This window comes from Streptomyces sp. NPDC019531, from assembly GCF_044903305.1.
Classification (GTDB): domain Bacteria; phylum Actinomycetota; class Actinomycetes; order Streptomycetales; family Streptomycetaceae; genus Streptomyces.
In genome coordinates this window covers 1-22,033 of sequence record NZ_JBJDQL010000030.1, presented here as the reverse complement: position 1 = coordinate 22,033, position 22,033 = coordinate 1, and the positions used below count along the sequence as shown (strand labels likewise).

The following is a 22,033-nucleotide window of genomic DNA, read 5'->3' as shown; positions in this document are numbered from 1 at the left end:
TCGACCGCCCCTCACACCTGCCGCCCGAACAGCTCCCGCAGCACGTCCTCCATCGTCACCAGCCCCGCCAGCCGCCCGTCCTCGCCGAGCACCGCCGCCAGATGCGTCCGGCTGCGCCGCATCGCCGTGAGCACGTCGTCCAGGGGCGTGTTCTCCCGGATCCGGGCGATCGGCCGCATGTCCCGGACCGGGAACGGCACATCCCGCGGGGAGGCGTCCAGGGCGTCCTTGACGTGCAGATAGCCGACGATCCGGCGCCCCTCGTCCACCACCGGGAAACGCGAGAAGCCGGACTCGGCCGACAGCTCCTCCAACTGCTCCGGAGTGACGCCCACGCGCGCGTAGACGACCCGTTCGAGCGGCAGCACCACGTCCCGGACGGGCCGCCGGCCGAGCTCCAGAGCGTCGTGCAGCCGCTCCCGCGCCCGCTCGTCGATCAGGCCCGCCTCGCCGGAGTCCCGCACGATCCGGGCCAGCTCGGCGTCCGAGAAGGTGGCCGTGACCTCGTTCTTCGTCTCCACCCGCAGCAGCTTCAGCAGGGCGTTGGCGAACGCGTTGATCGTGAAGATCACCGGACGCAGTCCACGGGCCAGGGCCACCAGCGGCGGTCCCAGGAGCAGCGCGCTGCGCACCGGCTCCGCGAGCGCGATGTTCTTCGGGACCATCTCGCCGAGCAGCATGTGCAAATAGGTCGCAAGCGTCAGCGCGATGACGAAGGACACCGCGTGCCCCGCGCCCTCAGGTACGCCCACCGCGTGGAACACCGGCTCCAACAGATGCGCGATGGCCGGTTCCGCGACCACGCCCAGGACCAGAGTGCACAGCGTGATCCCGAGCTGCGCGGCCGCCATCAGCGCGGAGACGTGCTCAAGGCCCCACAGCACGCTCTTCGCACGCCGGTCGCCCTGATCGGCGTACGGCTCGATCTGGCTGCGGCGCACGGAGATCAGCGCGAACTCGGCGCCCACGAAGAAGGCGTTGACGACCAGGGTCGCGAGACCGATCAGCAACTGGACGGCGGTCATCGGTCGGCGCCCTCCTCCAGGAACCCGGCCCGCTGCTTCAGGAACCCGGCCCTGCCCTCCAGGAACGCGGCCGTCTCCACCCGCAGCCCGGCCCTGCCTTCCAGGAACGCGGCCGTCTCCACTCGGAACCCGGCGCTGTCCTCCCGCGACCGGACGGCGGTCATGCCCCGGCCTCCGGTTCCGGACCGTCCTCCAGGGGCGCGTGCAGCAGCACCCGCGCCGCCCGGCGGCCCTGTGCGTCCACCACGTCGAGCCGCCAGCCGGCGACGTCCACCGAGTCGCCGACGGCCGGAATCCGGCCGAGCTCCGTCGCGACCAGACCGGCCAGCGTCTCGTACGGCCCCTCGGGCGCCCGCAGCCCCACGCGCGCGAGCTGGTCCATCCGCGTCGAACCGTCGGCCCGGAAGAGCTCCCTGCCCTCGTCGTCGGTGCCCGCGGGGGCCAGGTCGGGCGTCTCGTGCGGATCGTGCTCGTCCCGCACCTCGCCGACGACCTCCTCGACGATGTCCTCCAGGGTCGCCACGCCCGCAGTACCGCCGTACTCGTCGATGACGACCGCCATGGTGCGTCTGCCGGACAGCCGGTCCAGGAGCCGGTCCACGGTGAGCGACTCGGGCACCAGGAGCGGGTCGCGCAGCAGCTCGGCGACCGAGGCCCGGGGGCGCCGCTCGGCCGGCACGGCCAGGACGTCCTTGATGTGCGCGATACCGACGACCGAGTCGAGGTTCCCGCGGTAGACCGGGAACCTCGACAGCCCCGTCGCGCGTGTCGCGTTCGCCACGTCCTCGCAGGTCGCCTGCACGTCCAGGGCGACCACCTGCACCCGTGGTGTCATCACGTTCTCCGCGGTCAGGTCGGCGAGGTTGAGCGTCCTCACGAACAGCTCCGCGGTGTCCGCCTCCAGGGCGCCCGCGCGCGCGGAATGCCGGGCCAGCGCGGCCAGCTCCTGCGGTCCGCGCGCGGAGGCCAGCTCCTCTGCGGGCTCCAGACCGAAACGGCGTACCACCCGGTTGGCGGTGTTGTTGAGATGCGTGATGAAGGGCCGGAAGGCCGCGCTGAACCAACTCTGCGCGGTCCCCACCCGCTTGGCCATCGCCAGCGGCGATGAGATCGCCCAGTTCTTGGGCACCAGCTCGCCGACCACCATCAGGAACACGGTCGACAGCCCCGTGCCGATCACCAGTGCCAGCGACCGGGAGGTGGACCGCGAGACCCCTAGCGCCTCCAGGGGCTCCGCGATCAGAGCCGCGATCGACGGCTCGGCGAGCATGCCGACGACCAGGTTGGTGACGGTGATCCCGAGCTGCGCCCCGGACAGCTGGAACGTCAGATTCCGTACGGCCTTCAGGGCGCCGGACGCACCCCGCTCACCGCGCTCCACCGCGTGCTCCAACTGCCCGCGCTCGACGGTGGTCAGCGAGAACTCCGCGGCCACGAAGGCACCGCAGGCCAGCGAGAGCAGGATCGCCACCAGCAGGAGGAGCACTTCGGTCATCGGGTCACCTCCGTCCCATGATCGGACAGGGCGGGAAGGACCGCCTGTCCTGAGCGTGCTCAGGCGGTGAAGGGTTTCACCCAGCGCCGCCAGTGTTCCTCGGGCGCATACCCAGCCGTACGCCACGTGTGCTGCGTGGTCTCGTTGCGCACCAGCACCATCGCGTACCCACGCAGTGATGAGTTTTCGCGTCCGCACTCGTCACACCTATGACGGGACACAACGAGGCGGAGGGTGACGTGATGAGTGCGGACACGCGGCTGGAGGAGCTGGGCGTGAACGGTCTGGGCGAGAAAGGGCTGGGCGAGGTCGACGAGCCGGCGTTCTCGGGGCTGGCGGAGCGGCACCGGCGGGAGCTGCACGTGCACTGCTACCGGATGCTCGGGTCGTTCGAGGACGCCGAGGACGCCGTGCAGGAAACGCTTCTCCGTGCCTGGCGGCGGCGGGAGACCTTCGAGGGGCGGTCGACGTTCCGGGCCTGGCTGTACCGGATCGCCACCAACGCCTGCCTGGACCTGCTCGCCAAGTGCCACCCGGAGCCTGCGACCGGCGGCGAGGCGCTGTGGCTGCAGCCCTACCCGGACCGGCTGCTCGACGAGCTGCCCGCGGGCGACGCGGACGAGCCGGAGAACGTCACCGTCGCGCGGGAGACGATCGAGCTGGCGTACCTGGTCGCAGTTCAGCACCTCGCGCCGCGCCCGCGGGCCGTGCTGATCCTGCGGGACGTGCTCGGCTGGCCGGCGAAGGACGTCGCAGAGGCCCTCGGGGACTCCGTCAACTCCGTGAACAGCGCGCTGCAGCGGGCCCGCGCCGGTATGCGGGAGCACCTGCCCGCCGAGCGGCAGGACTGGACCGGCGGTGAACAGGACCCAGGGACGCGCGCGCTGGTGCGCCGCTTCACCGACGCGAGCGTCGCCAAGGACGTCGACGGTCTCGCTGCCATGCTGCGGGACGACGTCCGCTGCTCGATGCCGCCCACCCCGGGCCTGTACGTCGGTCGCGACACGGTGGTGAACAACTGGGTCGAGGGCGGGTTCGAGGATCTGGGGCGCCTGCGCTGCGTCCTCACCTATGTGAACCGGCAGCCCGCCCTCGCCTTCTACCTCTGGCGGGAGCAGGAGAACGCCTACCTTCCGCTGACGGTCGACGTCCTGCGCATCACCGGCGGGGCGATCGCCGAGATCGTCATTTTCCACAACGACCAGTTCCCGCGGCTCGGGCTGCCGGAGCGCCTGCCGGCGGAGGGCACGGAGCAGTCCTCGTGAGGACACTCGCGCTGCGCGGTGGCGCGTGTCGTTGGGGTCGCGGCGGAGTGGTGCGACTCGTTCGAGGCACCGGCGTCCGCGCCCTGCGGAACCCCGGCCGTCGTACGCCGAGCGTGCGCATCGTCACCCCCAGGGCCAGGACCGTCACATGCCGGTGAACACCCCGTATGCCAGTTACCGAGTGATGGAGGAACGACATGACCAGCATGAATGACAGCGGGGGCGTCGCAGGCCCGGCAACGGACCGGACCAGCCACTCCCACCGACTCCGCGGACTCGCCGGCACCGGCCTCATGGCCACGCTCGCCGCGATGGTGGCCACCACCCTCGCCGCGGCGTTTGCCCAGGCCGTCGGCATCGACTTCGAGGTCCCCGATGGTGGCGAGGCGATCCCGTTGTCCGGGTTCGCCGTGGTGACCGGCTTCTTCTCGGTCGTCGGCATCGCCATTGCCGTCGCTCTTCTTCGGTGGAGCGCTCGGCCCGTCGAGCGATTCGTGTGGACGACGGTGTCACTGACCGCCATCTCGCTGGTCCCGCCCCTCCTCTCCGGGGCGAACACCGCCACCACCACCGCCCTCCTGGGGCTGCACCTCGTCTCAGCGACGGTGATGATCCCCACCCTGGCGCGAAGCCTGCGCACCCGGATCGATTGACGATCCCGCAACGCGCTCCAATCCGCCCGGCGACCGGGTCGAAGGTCGGCGCACCCTGCAGCCGCCAACTCCCCGGTCTGCTCGCCGTCCGGACTCGTATGGCGATTTGCCCTCATCTGGACGATCGTGACGGGGTGGTCGAATCTCGGCGGCTCACAAACATCCCCTGCGCGCCGCCGTGCTCACAGCGGCTTGACCCAGCGTCGCCAGTGGTCCTCGCGCTGGTAGCCCGTCGTGGCCCAGGTGCGGTGGGCCTGTTCGTTGGCTTCGAGGACCATGGCGTCGACGCGTCGTCCGCCCAGGGCGGTGAAGCGTTGTTCCGCGGCTGCGAGTAGGGCGGTGGCGATGCCTTGCCGTCGGTGGTCGGGGTGTACGGCGAGCCTGTAGGCGGAGCATCGCCATCCGTCGAAGCCGGCTATGACGGTTCCCGCGAGGATGCCGTCGCGCTCTGCGAGGAGCAGGGCTTCGGGGTCGCGTGTGATGAGTCGGCTCACGCCGTCGTGGTCGTCGCTGATGCTGGTTCCTTCGGCGGCGTCGCGCCAGAAGAGCAGCACGGTGTCGATGTCCGAGAGGGTGGCGTGGCGGATGTGGAGATCACTCATGGGGTGAGCCAAGCAGAGCACCGGCTCGTCCGGCGAGCGGTTTCTCCACCGGACGAGTCCCGACGGTCACCTTCCGCGCAACTCCGCCATCACCGGAGCGAACGCCTCCATGGACGCCTCCAGCACCGTCAGATACGTGAAGCCGTACCGCTCGCGCTGCGCCAGCACCTGCGCGACGATCTCATCGACCGTGCCGATCAGCATGATGGGCAGGTCAAGGGCTTGCTGGAGGGTCAGGTCCGGCACCCGGTGCAGGAAAGGCGTGGCCACGGCCTCGCGGTCGTCGGTGACGACCACCATCTGGATGAGCAGGTTCAGCTCGGCCGGCTCCTTGCGGCCCTCGGCGAGCTCCCGGTAGCGCGCGACGCGCTCGTCGAGTTGCTCGGCGGTGGTCGGAATCAGCTTGCCGGTCGTGTTGCCCGGCACCAGGGTCGCCCCGGTGAAGGCCGCGATGTCGGCGTGGTCGGCGGACAGCTTCAGCACCCGGTTGCCGATGCCGCCGATCAGCAGCGGTACCCGGGGCCGCTGGACCGGCTGCGGCACATGGTCAGGAGAGGACAGCAGCCGCTCCAACTCCTCGACCGTGTGCTGGAGATGGTCGACCCGTTCGCCCGCCGAGCCGAAGGGCAGCCCGGCCTGGTCGTGCTCGGACTGCACATAGCCGGTGCCCAGGCCGAGTTCGAGGCGGCCGCCGGTGAGGGTGTCCACCGTGGCCACCTCGCGGGCGAGCAGCGTCGGGTTCCAGAAGCCGGCGTTGAGGACGAACGTGCCCAGCCGCGGCCGCTCGGTGACCTGTGCCGCCGCGACCAGCGCGGGGAAGGGCGCGACCTTGCCGAGATGGTCGGGGACCAGGATCACGTCGTACCCGAGTTCCTCGGCCTGTCGGCACTTGCCGCGCCAGTCCTCGTCGGTGGCGGCGGCGGTCAGGTTGACGGCGAAGCGAAACGGGCGGGGCGGAACGGGGTGGGGCGAAACAGGGCCGGGCATGAACTCTCCTCAGCGGTAAGCGACTTGAGTTGTCTGCCCAGCGATTCCATCATTCGTGCGCGATCGCCGCCAGTACGTTCATGCGCGATGCACGCAACGCCGGCAGCAGTGCCGCCACGATGCCCACCACCGCCGAACCGACGACGACCGCGACGATCGTGCCCCAGGGGATCGCCAGCGCGTTCATGCCCTGCAGGGCGAGGACCTGCTGGGTGCACACGCCCCACACCAGTCCCAGCGCGAGCCCCAGGACCGCGCCGAACACCGCGATCACCACCGACTCCAGCCGGATCATCCGGCGCAGCTGACGCCGGGCGAGCCCGATGGCCCGCAGCAGCCCGATCTCCCGGGTGCGCTCCACGACCGACAGGGCAAGGGTGTTGACCACACCGAGCACCGCGATGACGATCGCGAGCCCGAGCAGTGCGTACACGAGATAGAGGAGAACCGCGATCTGGTCGTGGACCAGGTCCTTGTAGTCGGCCAGGTCGCGCACCTGGACCTGCGGATACGGGTCGAGGGTCTTCTCCAGGCCGGCCCGCAGCCGGTCGGCGCCGGTGCCGGAGGAGGCGTTGACGTACAGCGCGGAGTCCTGGCCGCCCGGCGCGAACCGCTCCAGGGTGTCGAGGCCGAAGTAGATGCCGCCCTGCGTCCCGAAGCCGTCCGCGGACTCCTGGTCGGTGAGGGCGCCCACTGTCAGTTCGGTCCGGCGCCCGCCCTGGAACTCGACGGGGAGCCTGCTGCCGGCCTTCACGTCGTGGTCGCGGGCGAAGTCCAGGTCCATGGCCAGGTGCCCGGACGCGAGCGCGGCCGCGGTGTCGCCCTGCGCGTAGGTGATGTGGGCGACCTCGTCGAGCTGTGGGTCGTACCCGGCGGCGGTCGTCTCGACCCGCTTGCCGTCCGGCAGCCGTACGGCGATGGGCGCGAACCTCGACCGTACGACGAGCCCGGCGCCCTCGGTCTTCCGGACCGCGTCCGTGACCTCCTGGGGGAAGGGCATGAAGTTGCCGTTCTGGACGACGAAGTCGGCGCCCAGCGTTTTGTCGATCTGCTCGTCGAAGGACTTGGACATGGAGGCGCTCGCCACGGACATCCCGCCGACCAGGGCGAGACCGACCATGAGGGCAGCCGCGGTGGCGCCGGTGCGGCGGGGATTGCGCAGGGCGTTGCGCTGGCTCATCCGCCCGACCGGACCGAACAGGGCCGGGAACGCCCCGCCCAGCACCCGGATCACCGGCCGCACCAGCAGCGGGCCCGCGATCACGGTGGCGAGGAGGGTGAGGACGACCCCCAGACCCAGGAGGGAGGCCGCCGAGGCCGTCTTCGAGGACGTCACGCACCCGATGAGGGCGGCGGCACCCGCCGCACCGACCAGGCCGCCGACGATCGCGCGCACCCTCAGCGGCTTGCCGATCCCGGCGATCTCCGCGTCCGCGAGGGCCGCCATGGGGGAGACACCCGCCGCCCGCCGCGCCGGGAGATAGGCCGCGACGAAGGTGACGCCCACGCCCACGACGTACGCCGCCACGGGTGTTCCCCAGCCGATGACCATCTCGCTGGTCCGGATGTTCATGCCGATGGCGTTCATCAGGGCGATGAGCCCGACGGCGAGCCCGATGCCCGTGGCCAGCCCCACCGTGGAGCCGACCAGGCCGAGGAGTGTGGCCTCGGTGAGCACCGAGCGGCGAACCTGACGCCGGTCGGCACCGAGAGCGCGCAACAGGCCCAGTTCACGGGTGCGTTGGGCGATCAGCATCGAGAAGGTGTTGACGATCAGGAAGACACCGACCAGGACGGCGATGCCCGCGAAGCCGAGCATGACGTACTTGATGACGTCGAGGAATCCGCCCAGTTGGTCCACGTCCGACTTCGCCTGCTCGTCGGCGGTCCGGTACTCGTAGGTGCCCGTGCCGAGCGCGGCGGCCACGCGCTGTTTGAGCTGGTCGTTGCTGACGCCCTCGGCGGCGTCGATCGAGATGCTGGTGGCCGCCTTCGAGGAACCGAGCAGCTTCGCCTGCGCGGTCGGCGGGTCCAGGAACAGCAGCGTGGCGCCGGGGTTGGTGGTGGTGAACGTGACGATGCCGACGATCCGGACCTCGAAGGAGCCCGGCGCCGCGATCACCTTGAGCGGGTCGCCGATGTGCAGGTCCTTGCGGTCGGCGGTCTCCGAGTCGAGCAGTGCCTCGGACGGGCCGTGCGGGGCGTGGCCCGAGGTGAGCTTCACGGGGCTGCGTGAGGTCGGGTTCCAGTCGGTGCCGATCGTGGGGGCGCCGGTGGTCGGGCCCACCGACTCGTTCTTCGAGTCGGCGACCGTGATCCCGTCGTCCTCGGCGTCGAAGCGCGCGGCGGCGACGCCGTCGACCCGGGCCACCCGGTCCGCGAGCGCGGCCGGCAGCGTGGCCGTCGTGCCGGACGGGACGGCCTCGCTCAGGTCCTCTTTGGGGCTGACGGTGAGGTCGGGCGCGGTCGAGGCGAAGAGCCGGTCGAAGGTATGGCTCACGGTGTCGGAGAAGATCAGGCTGCCCGCGACGAAGGCCACGGACAGGACCACGGCCAGGGCGGAGAGCAGCAGCCGTCCCTTGTGGGCGAGGAAACTCCGGAGCGTCGCCTTCAGCACGGGTTCAGTCCTTGTCGAGGGTCATGTCGCCGGAGCGGCCGCCGTCCGCGGAGTCCGGGGAGCCTTCGAACTGGCCGCGGATCCCGTCGAACCGCTTCATCCGCTCCAGCACCGCCTCCGCCGTGGGGCGCTCCATCTCGTCCACGATCCGCCCGTCCCCCAGGAAGAGCACCAGATCGGAGTGGGCGGCGGCGCCCGGATCGTGGGTGACCATGACCACGGTCTGTCCGAGCTGGTCCACGGCCTCCCGCAGGAACCCGAGGACCTCCAGGCCCGCGCGTGAGTCGAGGTTGCCGGTGGGCTCGTCCGCGAAGATCAGCTCGGGCCGGGAGGCCAGCGCCCGGGCGCACGCGACCCGCTGCTGCTGACCGCCGGAGAGCTGGGAGGGCCGGTGCTTGAGCCGGTCCCTGAGCCCCAGAGTGTCGATGACCTGGTCCAGCCACTTCTCGTCGGGCTTCTTGCCCGCGATGTCCATGGGCAGGGTGATGTTCTCGGCCGCGTTCAGCGTCGGGATCAGGTTGAACGACTGGAACATGAACCCGATCCGGTCCCGCCGCAGCCGGGTCAGCTCGCGCTCCTTCAGCCCCGTGATCTCGGTGTCGCCGAGCCACACCTGACCGGCCGACACGGTGTCGAGCCCCGCCAGGCAGTGCATCAGCGTGGACTTCCCGGAGCCCGAGGGCCCCATGACCGCGGTGAAACGGCCGCGCGCGATGTCCACGTCCACCGAGTCCAGGGCGAGCACGGCCGTCTCGCCCGAGCCGTACGCCTTGGTCAGACCGCGGGCGCGGGCCGCGATCCCATGGGCCGGCGCGATGTCCGGGGCGTCCTCCGCAGCAGTAGCCATGAGGCCGAGGGTAATGTGATCCGGCCCACACTCGATATCCCTCTTGGGAGCGAGGCGACCTCCACCCCAGGTCGGACCCTGATACCCGTGTAAGGGGCATGCGCTCCTCCTCGAAGCTCCCCTTGCCGACGCTAGCGTTACGGCGCTAGCTTCGAGGTATGGCGAAGACTCAGTTGAACGTGCGGGTGGACGAGGGCACCGCCCGCGCCGCCCGTGAACGTGCCCTCGCCCGAGGCGTGAGCGTGAACCGCTACATCGAGGAACTGGTCATGAAGGACACCGGCGAGGCGGGTCAGGCCTTTGTGGAGGCCGCGGCCGATTTCATGAAGCAGTACGAATCCGTCTTCGCGGAGGAGTTCGGCAAGGAAAGCAAGGAAGACGAGGGTCGTTGAGCGATCTGCACATCGATCTCGCCTGGCTCCTGATGCTCGCAGAGCAGAAGACCCCGGGCGACCCCCAGGTCACCGACTGGGGCGCCCTGGTCGCCGCTGTGGCACGGCACCAGGCCGAGATCTTCGACATCCCCGTCTACGACAGCCCGCACATGCGTGCCGCCGCGCTGCTGCAACTCCTCATCCACGTCCCGGCGTTGGAGCGCACCAACGCGCTCTTCGCCTGCGCCGTCGCGTACGCCTATCTCGTCGCGAGCGGCCTCAGAGTGGTCACCTCGCCGGAACTCGTCCGAGACCTCGCCAAGGTGGCCAAGAAGGGCGAGGCCTCGGTGCACGACATCGCGCGCGAGCTGCGGAAGTGGACGCTGTGATCAGCGCGCGGGAGTGGGTGTGTGATCAGAGCACGGAAGTGGCCCGTGATCAGAGCGCGGAAGTGGGCCCGTGATCAGCGCTCCTCCGTCGGCGGCCGCCAGGCGGTGCCCAGCACACAGAAGGACGGGGGCAGCGTCGGCCCCTTCTCCGGCATCAACACCCGCCGATAGGGGCCCAGCTCGAATCCGGCGTCCCGCAGCGCCCCGACCGGGTCCCGGGCCAGATGGCAGCCGCCGTTCAGTGGGGGCCACACCGTGCGGTCCAGGGCGCGCTGGGTGAAGCGCATCGCCGGGCCGCCGCCCCTGCCGTGCTCGAAGAACCGCACGACCCCGCCGGGCCGCAGCACCCGCCGCACCTCGCCGAGCGCGCGCGGCACATCGCGCACACTGCACAGCACCAGCGAGATCACCACCGCGTCGAAGGCCTCGCTCTTGACCGGCAGCGCCTCCGCCGCCCCGGGCGCCACGTCGACCGGCACCTCGCAGCGCAGGGCGGCCTCCACCGCCAACTGCCGCAGCCGGCGCTCCGGTTCGATCGCCACGACCTCGGAGACCGAGCCCGGATAGTGCGAGAAGTTCAGACCGTTGCCCGCGCCGATCTCGATCACCCGCCCGGACAGCCCGGCGAGCAGCCGCTCACGCACACCGGCCATGCCCATCCTGGTCTCGGCGGCGACACTGACCCGGGCGTAGTACCGGGCGAACAGCGGATGGTGGACGGGATCCCGGGACACCTTGCCGGTGTCGGCGGACCGTAGCGGCATGACAGCCTCCCTCACAGGACTGGTCCTACCGCCATTGTCCCCCGCGGGACCCCGTCCCACCCCGCTGACGCCTACTGCACGAAGTCGCGCACCTGTTCGTAGACGCCGTAGGTGTTGTTCATGTCGGTGTGCGAGACGCACCCGACCTCGACATTGGTCGCGCCGTTCAGGATCGCCGTGGTGTCCGGGGTGAGCGCGTCGTCGCAGTTGGACCAGTAGCTGGCGTACGCGACGCTGCCCGGGGTCTCGTCGCCGGAGTTGAGAGCGGTGAGGAAGGAACTGCCGGTGTACATCTCGGCGCACGAGGTGTACAGCCACGAGCACCAAGAGGCAGTCGTCGTACCGTGGTTGACGCCCGCGGCGGAGACGAAGTCGTCCACGTACGCCGTACCGCCGAGGTTCTTGAGGTAGTAGCGGGAGCTCAGCGCGCCCATCGAATGGACGACCAGGTCGACCTTCGAGGCGCCGGTCGCCTTGAGCACCCGCTGGACCTCGGTGGCCAGCTGCCGGGCGGTGGTCACGTTCGACTGCGACCAGCTGTACGTCCAGGCGTCGAGCTCGGACGCGGTGTAGCCGTCCGCCTTGAAGTCGGCGATCCAGTCGTCCCAGCTGCTCGCGTCACTGCTGAGGCCGTGCACGAACACGATCGGGTTGTGGGTCGCCGCGTGAGCGGGGACCGCGGCGAAGGAGAGTGACAGAAGGAGAGAAGTGACCACGGCCGTGGCGGCCGCGGCGATGCGACGCCCGAAGCGCTGCATGATGCCTCCTGAAACGGGTGGGGTTGTCAGGAGTGTCGAGCGGGGTCTACGCGCGCCGCATCGGCGAAGTCGCCGGTCTTTACGGGTCAATTAACTCGCCAGTAACGTAAGTGGCGTGGTGACTCCGGTGAACCCTCCGCCTCTTGACCGCACTTCGCCACCGCGGCGCGTGATCTCGGCGCTTCCCGAGGGCGTCAGGGTGCGGCTGCTGCATTCCGTTTACGGAGATCCGCGCGCCGCCGATGAGCTCGTGACCCTGTTGACCGGCCGTCAGTCGGCCGGCCTGGACCCGCTTCCGACCGAACCAGTCGACCTCGCCCCCGGACTGCTGCGCGCACTCCGTGCGGAGATCCGGGCCCTGCCCGACGACACCCGCCTCCTGCTGCTCCTCGCGGCGGCCGACCAGTACCCGGTGGCCACCCACGCCTTCCTCCGGGCCGTCACCGCCGCTCGCCTCGACACCCGCCCGCTGGAGACGGCCGAGTCGGTCGGGGTGGCCCACTCGGGGGCCGGCGGGGTCGTCTTCCGGGACGCCTGGACGAGGATCGCCGCCTACGAGTCCGGCTCCCCGGCCGACCGCCGTGACGTCCACCGACTGCTCGCCCGTGTGCTGCACGGCGACGGCGAGACGCCTCGCCGGTCCTGGCACCGGGGCGCGGGCGCCCTCGGCCCGAGCGGACGGCTCGCGGCGGAACTGCGCGACTCCGCGGACAAGGCCCGCAGCACCGGCCAACTCGCCCTGGCGCGAACCCTGCTGGAGCGCGCTGCCGCGCTCTGTCCGGATCCGCCGGAACGCTCCCGCCTGGTGACACGTGCCGCCGCGGACGCCTGGCAGGCCGGCGACGGTGACCGAGCCCGCCGTCTCGCGGCCGACGGCACGGCCGACGACGCCCTCTCGGGTCTGTTCGCGCTGCGCGCGGGCAACGCCACGGAGGCGTTCGACGCACTCCTGGGAGCGGCGGCGCAACGCGCGAGACCCAGGAGACGGAACGGTTCTCCAGACGCAGTCGGCACACCGGGTGACGGTGAGGTGTCCTTCGACCCCGCCACCCATCTCCTCGCCCGCGCCACCGAGGCCGCGATCTACACCGGCGACCTGCGCCGCTGCCGGGAAGCCGCCCGGGTCGCCGGGCGGACCGGCATCGACCCTCCCGGCACGCTCGGCGGACTCGCGGCCGCCTTCGAGGGGCGGTACGAGGACGCGCGCGACCTCCTCCGGGCCGAGGCCGGCCGCTGCGGCGCCGGCGGCGACCCCACTCTCCTCGTCCACTCCGGGATCGCCGCGCTGATGCTCGGCGACCACACCCGTGCGGCCACGGCGACCCTCCGCGCCGCCTCCTCGGCCCGCGCCCGGGGTGCGACGGCCGTCATGGCACAGGCGATGGAGTTCCGGGCCTACGCCGACTTCTGGACCGGCCGCCCGCAGGCCGGACAGGCCGCCGCGACCGAGGCCCTGCACCTGGCGTACGCCACCGGCCAGGACAACGGGGCCTGCCACCTCCAGGCCGCCCTCGCCATGTTCGCGGCGATCACCGGCGACGCCGACACCTGCCGCGAACGCGCCGCCGCCGCACGCTCGTACGCTCTGGCCCGGGGCCTCGGCCTGCCCGCCGCCCTCGCCCAATGGGCGCTCGCCTTCCTCGACCTCACCGACGGCCGCTTCGCGGGCGCCGCGGCCCGACTGCGCGCCCTCGCCGGATTCGGCCCGGGTCACGGCCACCGGGCCATCCGGCACCTGGCCACCCCGCACTACGTCGAGGCCGCCGTCCGCACCGACGACACCAGGATCGCCCGCGGCGCCCACGCCGACTACCACCGCTGGGCCACGGCCGTGCGCAGCCCCGACGACCTCGCCCTCAGCGCCCGCTGCAGTGCCCTGCTGGCACCCGGCGAGGAAGCCGTCGAGCACTACCGCGCCGCCCTCGACCTTCATGCCCGCGGCACCCGCGACTTCGAACGCGCGCGCACGGAACTGCTGTTCGGCAGTGCCCTGCGCCGACTGCGCCACCGCTCGGAGGCCCGCGACCGCCTCCACAGCGCGCTGGAGGCCTTCGACCAGTTCGGCGCCCCGCACTGCGCGGCCCAGGCCCGCGCCGAACTCCGTGCCCTGGGCGCCCCCGCCGCCCCGACGCACGCCCCGGACCCCGCCGCACGCCTCACCGCCCAGCAGTTGCTGGTGGCCCGCATGGTCGCCGAGGGCGCCACCAACCGGGAGATCGCCGCCCGCCTGGCCCTCAGCCCCCGCACCATCGACCACCATCTGCGGGGCGTCTTCACCCGCTTGGGCATCCGCTCCCGCATCGAACTGGTGCGGCTGATCGCGGACAGCGAGGTTCCCTAGCGGCTTCTCAGGGCGCCTCGCGCACCCCGAACCCCTCCGCGTCCCATGTTCCGTCCAGCCGCCGTGCCAGCCAACCCGGCGCCGCCGCACGGAAGTCGGCCGGGCGAAGCCCACCGGCGCCGGTCGGCAGGGCGCCGAGCAGCGGAGCGCCGGACACGTCCGGCAGATCCGCGAGGTTGCAACGCGAGGCGAGATCGGGGGAGTCGGGCCAGCTGCCGATCACCACGCCCGCCAAGTCCAGCTCGCGACGGCGCAGTTCACGGGCCGTCAGTTCCGTGGTGTTCAGCGTGCCGAGACCCGCCGACGCCACGACCAGGACCGGCGCCCGCAGCAGCTGTGCCGCGTCGGCCAGCGTCCCGCCCTCGTCGTCGAAGCGGACGAGCAGCCCGCCCGCCCCCTCCACCAGCACCAGATCGTGCTCGGTGGCCAGTTTGGCGGCGGCCTCGGCGATCTCGTGAGGACGCACCGGCTTGAGACCGGCCCGCCGCGCGGCCGTTGCCGGGGCCAACGGCTCGGGGAAGCGGGCGAGTTCGGCCTTCGTCACCGCGCCCGCGAGCCGCGCCACCTCGTCGGCGTCCCCGGGTTCGTCCGGTCGTACGCCGGTCTGCGCGGCCTTGAGGACGGCGACCGTCCGCCCGGCGGCGAGCGCCGCGGCGGCGACGGCGGCCGTGGTGACCGTCTTGCCGACCTCCGTGCCCGTCCCCGTGACTACCAGTACCGGCATGTCATCCCTCCCGCGCGGCGGCAGACACCGCACGCGTGATCCGCGCCAGATCCTCGTCGTCCGTGACGTATGGCGGCATCGTGTAGACGAGGTCGCGGAACGGCCGCAGCCACACGCCCTCGCGTACGGCGGCCTCCGTCGCGGCCTTCATGTCGACCTCGTGGTCCAGCTGTACGACCCCGATCGCGCCCAGCACCCGCACGTCCCGCACACCGGGCAGCTCCCGCGCCGGAGCCAGCCCCTCCCGCAGCCCCGCCTCGATCCGCTTGACCTCGGTGAGCCAGTCCTGCCCGAGGAGCAGCCCGATCGAGGCGCAGGCCACCGACGCGGCCAGCGGGTTGCCCATGAAGGTGGGGCCGTGGGCCAGCACCGGGACCTCGCCCCGCGAGATGCCGTCGGCCACCCGAGGCGTGCACAGTGTCGCCGCCATCGTCATATAGCCGCCGGTCAGAGCCTTGCCCACGCACATCACGTCCGGCGTCACCGCCGCGTGCTCCGCGGCGAACAGCGCACCCGTGCGGCCGAACCCGGTCGCGATCTCGTCGAACACCAGCAGCACGTCGTGCGCGTCGCACGCCTCGCGCAGCACCCGCAGATACGCGGGGGAGTGGAACCGCATGCCGCCCGCGCCCTGCACCACCGGCTCCACGATCAGCGCGGCCAGCTCGTCCGCGTGCCGCTCGATCGCCGTGCGCAGCCGATCGGCGTACGACTCCTCGTACTCGGCCGGAGGCGCGTCCACGAACACCTGGCGGGGCAGGACCCCGGTCCACAGCTCGTGCATCCCGCCCTCGGGATCGCACACCGACATCGGCTGCCAGGTGTCACCGTGGTATCCACCGCGCCAGGTCAGCAGGCGCTGTTTCGCGGGTCTGCCGAGCGAACGCCAGTACTGCAGGCACATCTTCACCGCGACCTCGACCGACACCGACCCCGAGTCGGCGAGGAACACATGCTCCAGGCCCTCGGGAGACATGTCGACAAGGAGCTTCGCGAGCCGGACGGCGGGCTCGTGGGTGAGCCCGCCGAACATCACATGGCTCATCCGCCCGAGCTGCTGGCGCGCGGCCTCGTCCAGCACCGGGTGGCGGTAGCCGTGGATGGCCGACCACCACGAGGACATGCCGTCGACCAGTTCCGAACCGTCGGCGAGCCGCAACCGCACCCCGCTCGCCGACTCCACCACAAGCGGCTCCACCCGGCCGGGCATCGGGCCGTACGGATGCCACACGTGCCGCCGGTCGAGCGCCAGCAGCTCCGTCACAGGCAGGACGGGCAGGTCAGGCATTGGGCGCGAGATCCGTTCCGGCACCTCGACGGCGTACGGCGACGAGATCGGTCCGCGCCTCGTTGGCCGGCGCGGACGGGGCCGTCGTACCGCAGACCCCGCCGCCCTCGTGCGATCCGCAGCCCGCGGATTCATGGGACCCGCATCCGGCCGTCGCCCGGTGCTCGGGCAGCGTCACCTGATCCGCGCCCTCCACCTCGAAGCCGGCGTCGGCGATCATCTCCAGGTCGGCCTGGCCGGCCTGGCCCTCGGTGGTGAGGTAGTCGCCGAGGAAGATCGAGTTGGCCAGGTTCAGGGCGAGAGGCTGCATGGTGCGCAGATGGACCTCGCGGCCGCCCGCGATGCGGACCTCGACGTCCGGGCAGACGAAGCGGACCATGGCCAGGATGCGCAGACAGCGCTGCGGGGTGAGATTCCACTCCTTGGCCAGCGGGGTGCCCTCGACCGGGATCAGGAAGTTGACCGGGACCGAGTCGGGGTCGAGCTCGCGCAGCGAGTAGACGACGTCGACCAGGTCCTCGTCGCTCTCGCCCATGCCGGCGATCAGGCCCGAGCAGGCGGACAGGCCGGCCGCGTGCGCCTTGGTCACGGTGTCGACCCGGTCGGCGTACGTGTGGGTGGTCGTGATGTCGCCGTAGGTCGACTCGGACGTGTTGAGGTTGTGGTTGTAGGCGTCCGCGCCCGCCTCGCGCAGCCGCTCGGCCTGGCCGTCGGAGAGCAGACCGAGACAGGCGCACACCTCGACGCCCTCGTTCTGGTCCTTGATCGCCTTGATGGTGCCGGCGACCCGGTCCACGTCACGGTCGGTCGGACCGCGACCGGACGCCACCAGACAGACCCGCTTGGCGCCTCCCGCGAGACCGGCCGCCGCGGCCTTGGAGGCCTCGTCCGGCTTCAGCCAGGTGTACTTCAGGATGCCGGTCGTGGAGCCGAGCCGCTGGGAGCAGTAGGAGCAGTCCTCGGGGCACAGCCCGGACTTCAGGTTGACGAGATAGTTGAGTTTCACCCGCCGCCCGAACCAGTGGCGGCGCACCTTCCCGGCCGCGGCCACCACATCGAGCAGGTCGTCGTCGGACGTGGCCAGCACGGCCAGCGCCTCCTCGCGGGTCGGCAGCTCGCGCCGAAGCCCCTTGTCCACCAGCGTGTTCAGCAGGTCCATGAGAGCCGATCCTGTCCTACGGACCCGCTTCGGGCCAAGGTAGGGATCACACAACAGACCCGGAACGACGTGTGGGTATTGCCACACCGTGGGTAGCGTTTGCTGCCGCTAGGGTCTGTCCGTTGTCTACAAAGGCCCCGGAGGACCCATGGCGTTCGGCTGGATCGACGAACAGGCGGAGGCACGCCGCCGGGCCGGACTCGTACGGACCCTGCGGCCCCGCCCGTCAGACTCGCCGTTGCTCGATCTCGCGAGCAACGACTACCTGGGTCTCGCCCGTCATCCCGAGGTCGTGGCGGGGGCCGAGGCGGCCGCGCGGACCTGGGGCGGTGGCGCCACCGGGTCCCGGCTCGTCACCGGCACCACCGAGCTGCACACCGAACTCGAACGCGAGCTGGCGGACTTCTGCGGCTTCGAGGCGGCGCTCGTCTTCTCGTCCGGGTACGCGGCCAACCTCGCCGCCGTGACCGCGCTCGCGCCGCACGGCTCGCTGATCGTCTCCGACGCGGGCAACCACGCCTCGCTCATCGACGGCTGCCGGCTGGCCCGCGGCACGACGCAGGTGGTCGCGCACGCCGACCCGGACGCGGTGCGCAAGGCGCTCGGCACCCACGAAGGGCGCGCGGTCGCCGTGTCCGACACGGTCTTCTCGGTCGACGGCGACGCGGCACCGCTCTCCGGCCTCGCCGAGGCATGCAGGGAGCACGGCGCGGGCCTGGTCGTCGACGACGCCCACGGCCTGGGTGTGCTCGGCGCCGGCGGACGCGGGGCCCCGCAGGCGGCGGGACTAGCGGGCGCCGACGACGTGGTCGTCACGGTCACGCTGTCCAAGTCGCTCGGCAGCCAGGGCGGTGCCGTGCTCGGCCCCGCACGGGTGATCGAGCACCTGGTCAACGCGGCACGGACGTTCATCTTCGACACCGGTCTGGCCCCGGCGTCGGCGGGAGCCGCCCTCGCGGCACTTCGGTTGCTCGGCCGTGAGCCCGAGCGAGCAGCACGCGCGCGTGAGGTGGCGACCGGACTGTACGCACGCCTGACCGCCGCGGGTCTGGAAGCCGTACGTCCGGACGCCGCGGTGGTCTCGGTGCGCGCACCCTCCCCGGAGGAGGCTGTGCGATGGGCGGCCGACTGCCGTGCCGCCGGGCTCTTCGTGGGCTGTTTCCGGCCCCCTTCCGTGCCCGACGGCATCTCCCGGCTCAGGCTGACCGCCCGCGCGGACCTCTCCGGGGAACAGATCGAGCGCGCTGTACGTGTGATCTGCGGAACACGACCATGAGTCGGCGTGACACGGCCGTACGCCGGACGGACTGAAGCGGTCAGAACGCGCGGGTGAAGCCCGCCCAGCTCTCGAGGGAGAAGAGCAGCGCGGGTCCGTCCGGGTCCTTGGAGTCGCGTACGGCGAGCAGCCCGGCCCATGGCCCGGCCGACGGCCTCGCCGTCTCGACGCAGTTGTTCGCTCCGGTGCTGTAACTGCTGCGCAGCCACCGCACTTCACACAGTTCGGTACTGGAAGGAAGGTTCCGAGGCAGTGCAGACATGGTGCCTCCTTACGCGCCGTCACCTATACCGGCGATGTAAGCCAACGAGTCCTCGGGCGAAAGGGCTCGCATCTGAAGGGTGTTGAAGGCCTCGGTGTAGGCCTCCAGGTCTTCTTTCCGTTCGAGGTAGAGGCTACTCGTCAAGTGGTCGAGAACAACCACGTCCAGATCAGAAGTGTGCGAAAATGAGAAGATTACGAAAGGGCCGGTGATGCCCACATGCGCCCCGGCCGTGAACGGCAGTACCTGTAGCCGCACTTGGGGCAACTGTGCCGCTTCCAGGAGTCTCCTCAGCTGCCGGGCCATCACCTCGGGGCCGCCCACCTCCCGCCGCAGCACCGCCTCGTCCAGGACGGCGCTCAGCCCCAGCGGCGGATCGGCGCGCAGAACGTCCTGCCGGGCCAGTCGCACCTCGACCAGCGCGTCCAACCGCTCGTCGTCGAGGCCGTCCACCGAGGCCCGGGTCACCGCGCGGGCGTACTCGGGCGTCTGGAGCAGCCCGGGCACGACCGAGGTCTCCAGTGTGCGCATCGCGCTCGCCTGGGACTCCAGACTGATGAAGTCCCGGTATGTCGGCGGCAGGACACCCCGGTACGCATGCCACCAGTGGTGCCGGCCGCTGCCGCCCCCGTCGGAGCCCGCCAGTACCAGCAGCAGCTCCCGCAGATCCGTGTCCGTCACACCGTAGGTGTCGAGGAGTAAGCGCACATCGGCCGGCTTCACCCCGCTGGCACCGGTCTCGATGCGGCTCACCTTCGACTGGTGCCAGCCCACGAGCCGGGCCGTCTCACCGCTGGTGAGCGCCGCACTCGCGCGCAGCGCACGCAGTTCGGCACCCAGTTTCCGGCGGCGCACCGCGGGACCGTGCTGCATGGCGCTACTCCTTACTCCCTACGAGCCGCCCAAATACGGTCTCGCGTCGCAGAGTTCACCGCTTTGAGCGACAGATATATGCACATCTTGGTGGATCGGCACCTGTCGCCGCCTTGGTAATGGCACTCTGGCGATGAACCACCAGTCCGGGACCGTACTCGAACCATCCGCACCGTGTCGGACTCCGGTCCCGTGGGAAAGGGACGACGTCGCCATGGCAGACCACCTGGAAGCATCCGTCACTCTGCCGAGCGAACCCGCCTCGGTCTCCGCGGCCCGCACCTATGTACTGAGCACACTCGCGGAGTGGGGACTGCCGCCCACCACGGACGCCGCCGAGACCGTCCGGCTCATCGTCTCCGAACTCACCACCAACGCCGTACAGCACACCTTCGGGCTGTCACCCACCTTCACGGTGGACATCGAGCTGGACCGTGACGAACAGCTGCGCATCGGGGTCACCGACAGCCACCCCCGCTTCCCCAAGCGTCTCCCGGCCGCGGTCCAGCAGGACAACGGACGGGGGATGGTGATCATCCGCTGGCTCGCCGCGGAGTGCGGCGGCAAGCTGAGAGTCAGGCCCACGAGGGAAGGCGGCAAGACCGTCTCCATCGAACTCCCGTGGGCGGTACCGGCGGAGCCGGTCACGGCGGCGGGACAGCAGGAGCCGTAACCGATGTCGGACACGGGACGGCAGGAACTTCGGGAGCCGACGTCATACCGGCCGCGCGCGGCCGAACGCCCCCCGCAGCAGCGCCCGGAAGGCGTCCGCGGCGGGTGCCGACTCGCCGGTCCGGTGAACGACCGAGATCGTACGGCGCAACGCGCCACCCTCCAGCAGCCGCGTCCCCACCGGAGTGGCCGCCGTCCGCGCCACCATCTCCGGCACCACCCCGACCCCGAGCCCCGCGCTGGCCAGCGCGCACACCAGGGCGTATCCCGGCGTCGCCACCAGCACCGACGGCGTGGCCCCGGCCCGGGCCAGTACCGCCTCCACCTCGCGCCGGGCCGGGTGGTCCGGCAGCATGCTGATCAACGGCTCACCTGCGAGCTCGGTCAGCGGCAGCCGCGTCGAACCATCGGCGAGGGCGTGGCCAGGGGCCGTCACCAGGACCAACTCCTCCGTCAACAACGGCTCCGCGCTCACGGTGGCCGGGAGGGGAGACGGCTCGGCCGGCTCATAGGTGTGCGTCAGCGAGAGGTCGATCTCGCCGGCCGCCACCGCGGCGACCCCGGCCGGGGGTTCGTAGAAGGCAACCGACAACTCCACGTCCGGGTGCGCCCGGCGGAACGCACTCAGCGCCGGGGGCAGCAGCTGGATGCCCGCCGTCGGGAAGGCGCCGAGTCTGAGCGTGCCGCCTGACAGGCCCGTCAACTGGGCGAGTTCATGCCGGGCCCGGTCCAGTTCGTCGAGCACCCGGCGGGCCCGCGCCACCAGCAACTCGCCCGCGCCGGTGAGCCGCGCGCCGCGGTGATGTCGTACGAGAAGAGCCGTGCCCGCCTCCCGTTCCAGCTTGGCCAGCTGCTGGGAGAGCGCGGGCGGGGTGTAGCCGAGACGTTCGGCGGCCCGGGTGATCGAGCCCGCCTCCGCGACGGCGACCAGGGCGGCGAGCCGGGTGGGGTCGTACATGCCGGGCCTGCCTAAAGAAGTGCTTAAGGGAAACCCAGGATATTCGACATACCTGCTGAAGGCTGACTGACGGCAGGCTGGACCGCATGGACGGACAGATCGTCGCCTTCACCGGGGTCGCCGCCGGCATGGTCGCCATGCCGGGCGCCGACTTCACCGTCGTCGTGCGCAACGCCCTGATCTCCCGCCGGGCCGGGATCGCCTGCGCCCTCGGCATCACGGGCGGGCTGCTGCTGCACACGGCGCTCGCGGTGGCCGGGATCGCCGCGGTACTCACGGCCGTGCCCGCGCTGTTCGGCGCGCTTCAACTGCTGGGCGGAGGTTATGTGTTGTTCCTCGGGTTGCGGACCTTGCTGGAGCTTCGGAGGGCGGGGACACAGACGCCCCACGACCCCGGGTTCGCACCAGGGTCCGCCGACCGTCCGCTGCGGCAGGGGTTCGTCACCAACGCGCTCAATCCCAAGGCCCCCATCACCTTCCTCAGCCTGCTGCCGCAGTTCGTGCCGGCCGGCGACTCCGCGATGCCCCGAACGGCGCTGCTCGCCCTGATCGTGGTGGTGCTCGCGCTGGTGTGGTTCCCGGCGGTCGCCGTGCTCGTGGACCGGCTGGGGCGGTGGCTGCGGCGGCCGCGGGCCGCGCGGGCCATCGTCGGGGTCACCGGAGGTGCGTTGACGGTTCTCGGGGTTCTGCTGCTGGTCGAGCCG

General features: G+C 71.3%; 23 protein-coding genes and 1 pseudogene. 8 read left to right on the top strand and 16 right to left on the bottom strand.

The window, feature by feature from the left end; genetic code table 11:
• Positions 1–11: 11 nt before the first annotated feature.
• The 4 genes and pseudogenes from ACI2L1_RS29320 to ACI2L1_RS29305 all read right to left on the bottom strand — a co-directional run.
• Positions 12–1,025, bottom strand: a complete 1,014-nt coding sequence (locus ACI2L1_RS29320; RefSeq protein WP_404742396.1) for a hemolysin family protein — start codon at positions 1,023–1,025, stop codon at positions 12–14.
• Positions 1,022–1,189 (bottom strand): hypothetical protein, encoded by a 168-nt coding sequence (locus ACI2L1_RS29315; protein WP_404742395.1) that lies wholly within the window; start codon positions 1,187–1,189, stop codon positions 1,022–1,024. The genes ACI2L1_RS29320 and ACI2L1_RS29315 overlap by 4 nt, the downstream gene beginning before the upstream one ends.
• Positions 1,186–2,520, bottom strand: coding sequence for a hemolysin family protein (locus ACI2L1_RS29310; RefSeq protein WP_404742394.1), 1,335 nt, complete (start codon positions 2,518–2,520; stop codon positions 1,186–1,188). The genes ACI2L1_RS29315 and ACI2L1_RS29310 overlap by 4 nt, the downstream gene beginning before the upstream one ends.
• A 59-nt stretch (positions 2,521–2,579) precedes the next feature.
• A pseudogene (locus ACI2L1_RS29305) lies at positions 2,580–2,693 on the bottom strand (GNAT family N-acetyltransferase); the annotation flags it as partial.
• Positions 2,694–2,762: 69 nt separating this feature from the next.
• On the opposite strand from ACI2L1_RS29305, the gene ACI2L1_RS29300 reads away from it, so the two are divergent.
• Positions 2,763–3,785, top strand: coding sequence for an RNA polymerase subunit sigma-70 (locus ACI2L1_RS29300; protein WP_404742393.1), 1,023 nt, complete (start codon positions 2,763–2,765; stop codon positions 3,783–3,785).
• A gap of 197 nt (positions 3,786–3,982) precedes the next feature.
• The gene (locus ACI2L1_RS29295; RefSeq protein WP_404742392.1) at positions 3,983–4,438 is read left to right on the top strand and encodes a DUF6069 family protein; all 456 of its coding nucleotides are present in this window, start codon (positions 3,983–3,985) and stop codon (positions 4,436–4,438) included.
• 182 nt (positions 4,439–4,620) lie between these two features.
• Here the strand turns inward: ACI2L1_RS29295 and ACI2L1_RS29290 are convergent, their stop codons facing one another.
• The 4 genes from ACI2L1_RS29290 to ACI2L1_RS29275 all read right to left on the bottom strand — a co-directional run bounded on the left by ACI2L1_RS29290 (position 4,621) and on the right by ACI2L1_RS29275 (position 9,491).
• The gene (locus ACI2L1_RS29290) at positions 4,621–5,040 is read right to left on the bottom strand and encodes a GNAT family N-acetyltransferase (protein WP_404742391.1); all 420 of its coding nucleotides are present in this window, start codon (positions 5,038–5,040) and stop codon (positions 4,621–4,623) included.
• Between the two features lie 66 nt (positions 5,041–5,106).
• On the bottom strand, positions 5,107–6,027 hold the full coding sequence (locus ACI2L1_RS29285; RefSeq protein WP_404742390.1) for an LLM class F420-dependent oxidoreductase: 921 nt from the start codon (positions 6,025–6,027) through the stop codon (positions 5,107–5,109).
• Positions 6,028–6,076: 49 nt separating this feature from the next.
• The gene (locus tag ACI2L1_RS29280) at positions 6,077–8,644 is read right to left on the bottom strand and encodes an FtsX-like permease family protein (RefSeq protein ID WP_404742389.1); all 2,568 of its coding nucleotides are present in this window, start codon (positions 8,642–8,644) and stop codon (positions 6,077–6,079) included.
• 4 nt (positions 8,645–8,648) lie between these two features.
• Complete coding sequence (locus tag ACI2L1_RS29275; RefSeq protein WP_404742388.1) at positions 8,649–9,491, bottom strand: ABC transporter ATP-binding protein; 843 nt, start codon at positions 9,489–9,491, stop codon at positions 8,649–8,651.
• Positions 9,492–9,649: 158 nt separating this feature from the next.
• Here ACI2L1_RS29275 and ACI2L1_RS29270 point away from each other — a divergent pair, with 158 nt between their 5' ends.
• Complete coding sequence (locus tag ACI2L1_RS29270; protein ID WP_404742387.1) at positions 9,650–9,883, top strand: antitoxin; 234 nt, start codon at positions 9,650–9,652, stop codon at positions 9,881–9,883.
• The gene (locus tag ACI2L1_RS29265; RefSeq protein WP_404742386.1) at positions 9,880–10,254 is read left to right on the top strand and encodes a fic family toxin-antitoxin system, toxin component; all 375 of its coding nucleotides are present in this window, start codon (positions 9,880–9,882) and stop codon (positions 10,252–10,254) included. Before ACI2L1_RS29270 ends, ACI2L1_RS29265 begins: the two co-directional genes overlap by 4 nt.
• A 74-nt stretch (positions 10,255–10,328) precedes the next feature.
• Here the strand turns inward: ACI2L1_RS29265 and ACI2L1_RS29260 are convergent, their stop codons facing one another.
• Both ACI2L1_RS29260 and ACI2L1_RS29255 read right to left on the bottom strand, forming a co-directional pair.
• The gene (locus ACI2L1_RS29260; RefSeq protein WP_404742385.1) at positions 10,329–11,018 is read right to left on the bottom strand and encodes a class I SAM-dependent methyltransferase; all 690 of its coding nucleotides are present in this window, start codon (positions 11,016–11,018) and stop codon (positions 10,329–10,331) included.
• 71 nt (positions 11,019–11,089) lie between these two features.
• On the bottom strand, positions 11,090–11,776 hold the full coding sequence (locus ACI2L1_RS29255) for an esterase/lipase family protein (RefSeq protein ID WP_404742384.1): 687 nt from the start codon (positions 11,774–11,776) through the stop codon (positions 11,090–11,092).
• A gap of 169 nt (positions 11,777–11,945) precedes the next feature.
• Here ACI2L1_RS29255 and ACI2L1_RS29250 point away from each other — a divergent pair, with 169 nt between their 5' ends.
• Positions 11,946–14,117, top strand: a complete 2,172-nt coding sequence (locus ACI2L1_RS29250) for a LuxR C-terminal-related transcriptional regulator (protein WP_404742383.1) — start codon at positions 11,946–11,948, stop codon at positions 14,115–14,117.
• A gap of 7 nt (positions 14,118–14,124) precedes the next feature.
• Here ACI2L1_RS29250 and bioD read toward each other — a convergent pair whose 3' ends face one another.
• From bioD to bioB, 3 genes are read right to left on the bottom strand one after another with little or no spacing between them, the layout of a single operon-like run.
• Positions 14,125–14,841: a dethiobiotin synthase gene (gene bioD / locus ACI2L1_RS29245; RefSeq protein WP_404742382.1), complete on the bottom strand. Its 717-nt coding sequence runs from the start codon at positions 14,839–14,841 to the stop codon at positions 14,125–14,127.
• A 1-nt stretch (position 14,842) separates the two neighbouring features.
• Entirely contained in the window at positions 14,843–16,129 is a 1,287-nt protein-coding gene (locus ACI2L1_RS29240; protein WP_404742381.1) for an adenosylmethionine--8-amino-7-oxononanoate transaminase, read from the bottom strand.
• Positions 16,122–17,288, bottom strand: a complete 1,167-nt coding sequence (gene bioB, locus ACI2L1_RS29235) for a biotin synthase BioB (protein WP_404742380.1) — start codon at positions 17,286–17,288, stop codon at positions 16,122–16,124. Before bioB ends, ACI2L1_RS29240 begins: the two co-directional genes overlap by 8 nt.
• Positions 17,289–17,436: 148 nt before the next feature.
• On the opposite strand from bioB, the gene ACI2L1_RS29230 reads away from it, so the two are divergent.
• The gene (locus ACI2L1_RS29230) at positions 17,437–18,564 is read left to right on the top strand and encodes an 8-amino-7-oxononanoate synthase (protein ID WP_404742379.1); all 1,128 of its coding nucleotides are present in this window, start codon (positions 17,437–17,439) and stop codon (positions 18,562–18,564) included.
• 40 nt (positions 18,565–18,604) lie between these two features.
• Here the strand turns inward: ACI2L1_RS29230 and ACI2L1_RS29225 are convergent, their stop codons facing one another.
• Positions 18,605–18,826 (bottom strand): DUF397 domain-containing protein, encoded by a 222-nt coding sequence (locus ACI2L1_RS29225; protein WP_404742378.1) that lies wholly within the window; start codon positions 18,824–18,826, stop codon positions 18,605–18,607.
• A gap of 9 nt (positions 18,827–18,835) precedes the next feature.
• Positions 18,836–19,699, bottom strand: coding sequence for a helix-turn-helix domain-containing protein (locus ACI2L1_RS29220; protein ID WP_404742377.1), 864 nt, complete (start codon positions 19,697–19,699; stop codon positions 18,836–18,838).
• Positions 19,700–19,913: 214 nt separating this feature from the next.
• Here ACI2L1_RS29220 and ACI2L1_RS29215 point away from each other — a divergent pair, with 214 nt between their 5' ends.
• Positions 19,914–20,372: an ATP-binding protein gene (locus tag ACI2L1_RS29215; RefSeq protein WP_404742376.1), complete on the top strand. Its 459-nt coding sequence runs from the start codon at positions 19,914–19,916 to the stop codon at positions 20,370–20,372.
• A gap of 42 nt (positions 20,373–20,414) precedes the next feature.
• Here ACI2L1_RS29215 and ACI2L1_RS29210 read toward each other — a convergent pair whose 3' ends face one another.
• Entirely contained in the window at positions 20,415–21,329 is a 915-nt protein-coding gene (locus ACI2L1_RS29210) for a LysR family transcriptional regulator (RefSeq protein ID WP_404742375.1), read from the bottom strand.
• Positions 21,330–21,415: 86 nt separating this feature from the next.
• Here ACI2L1_RS29210 and ACI2L1_RS29205 point away from each other — a divergent pair.
• Positions 21,416–22,033, top strand: a 618-nt coding sequence (locus tag ACI2L1_RS29205) for a LysE family translocator (protein ID WP_404742374.1), incomplete at its 3' end; no start/stop codon positions are given.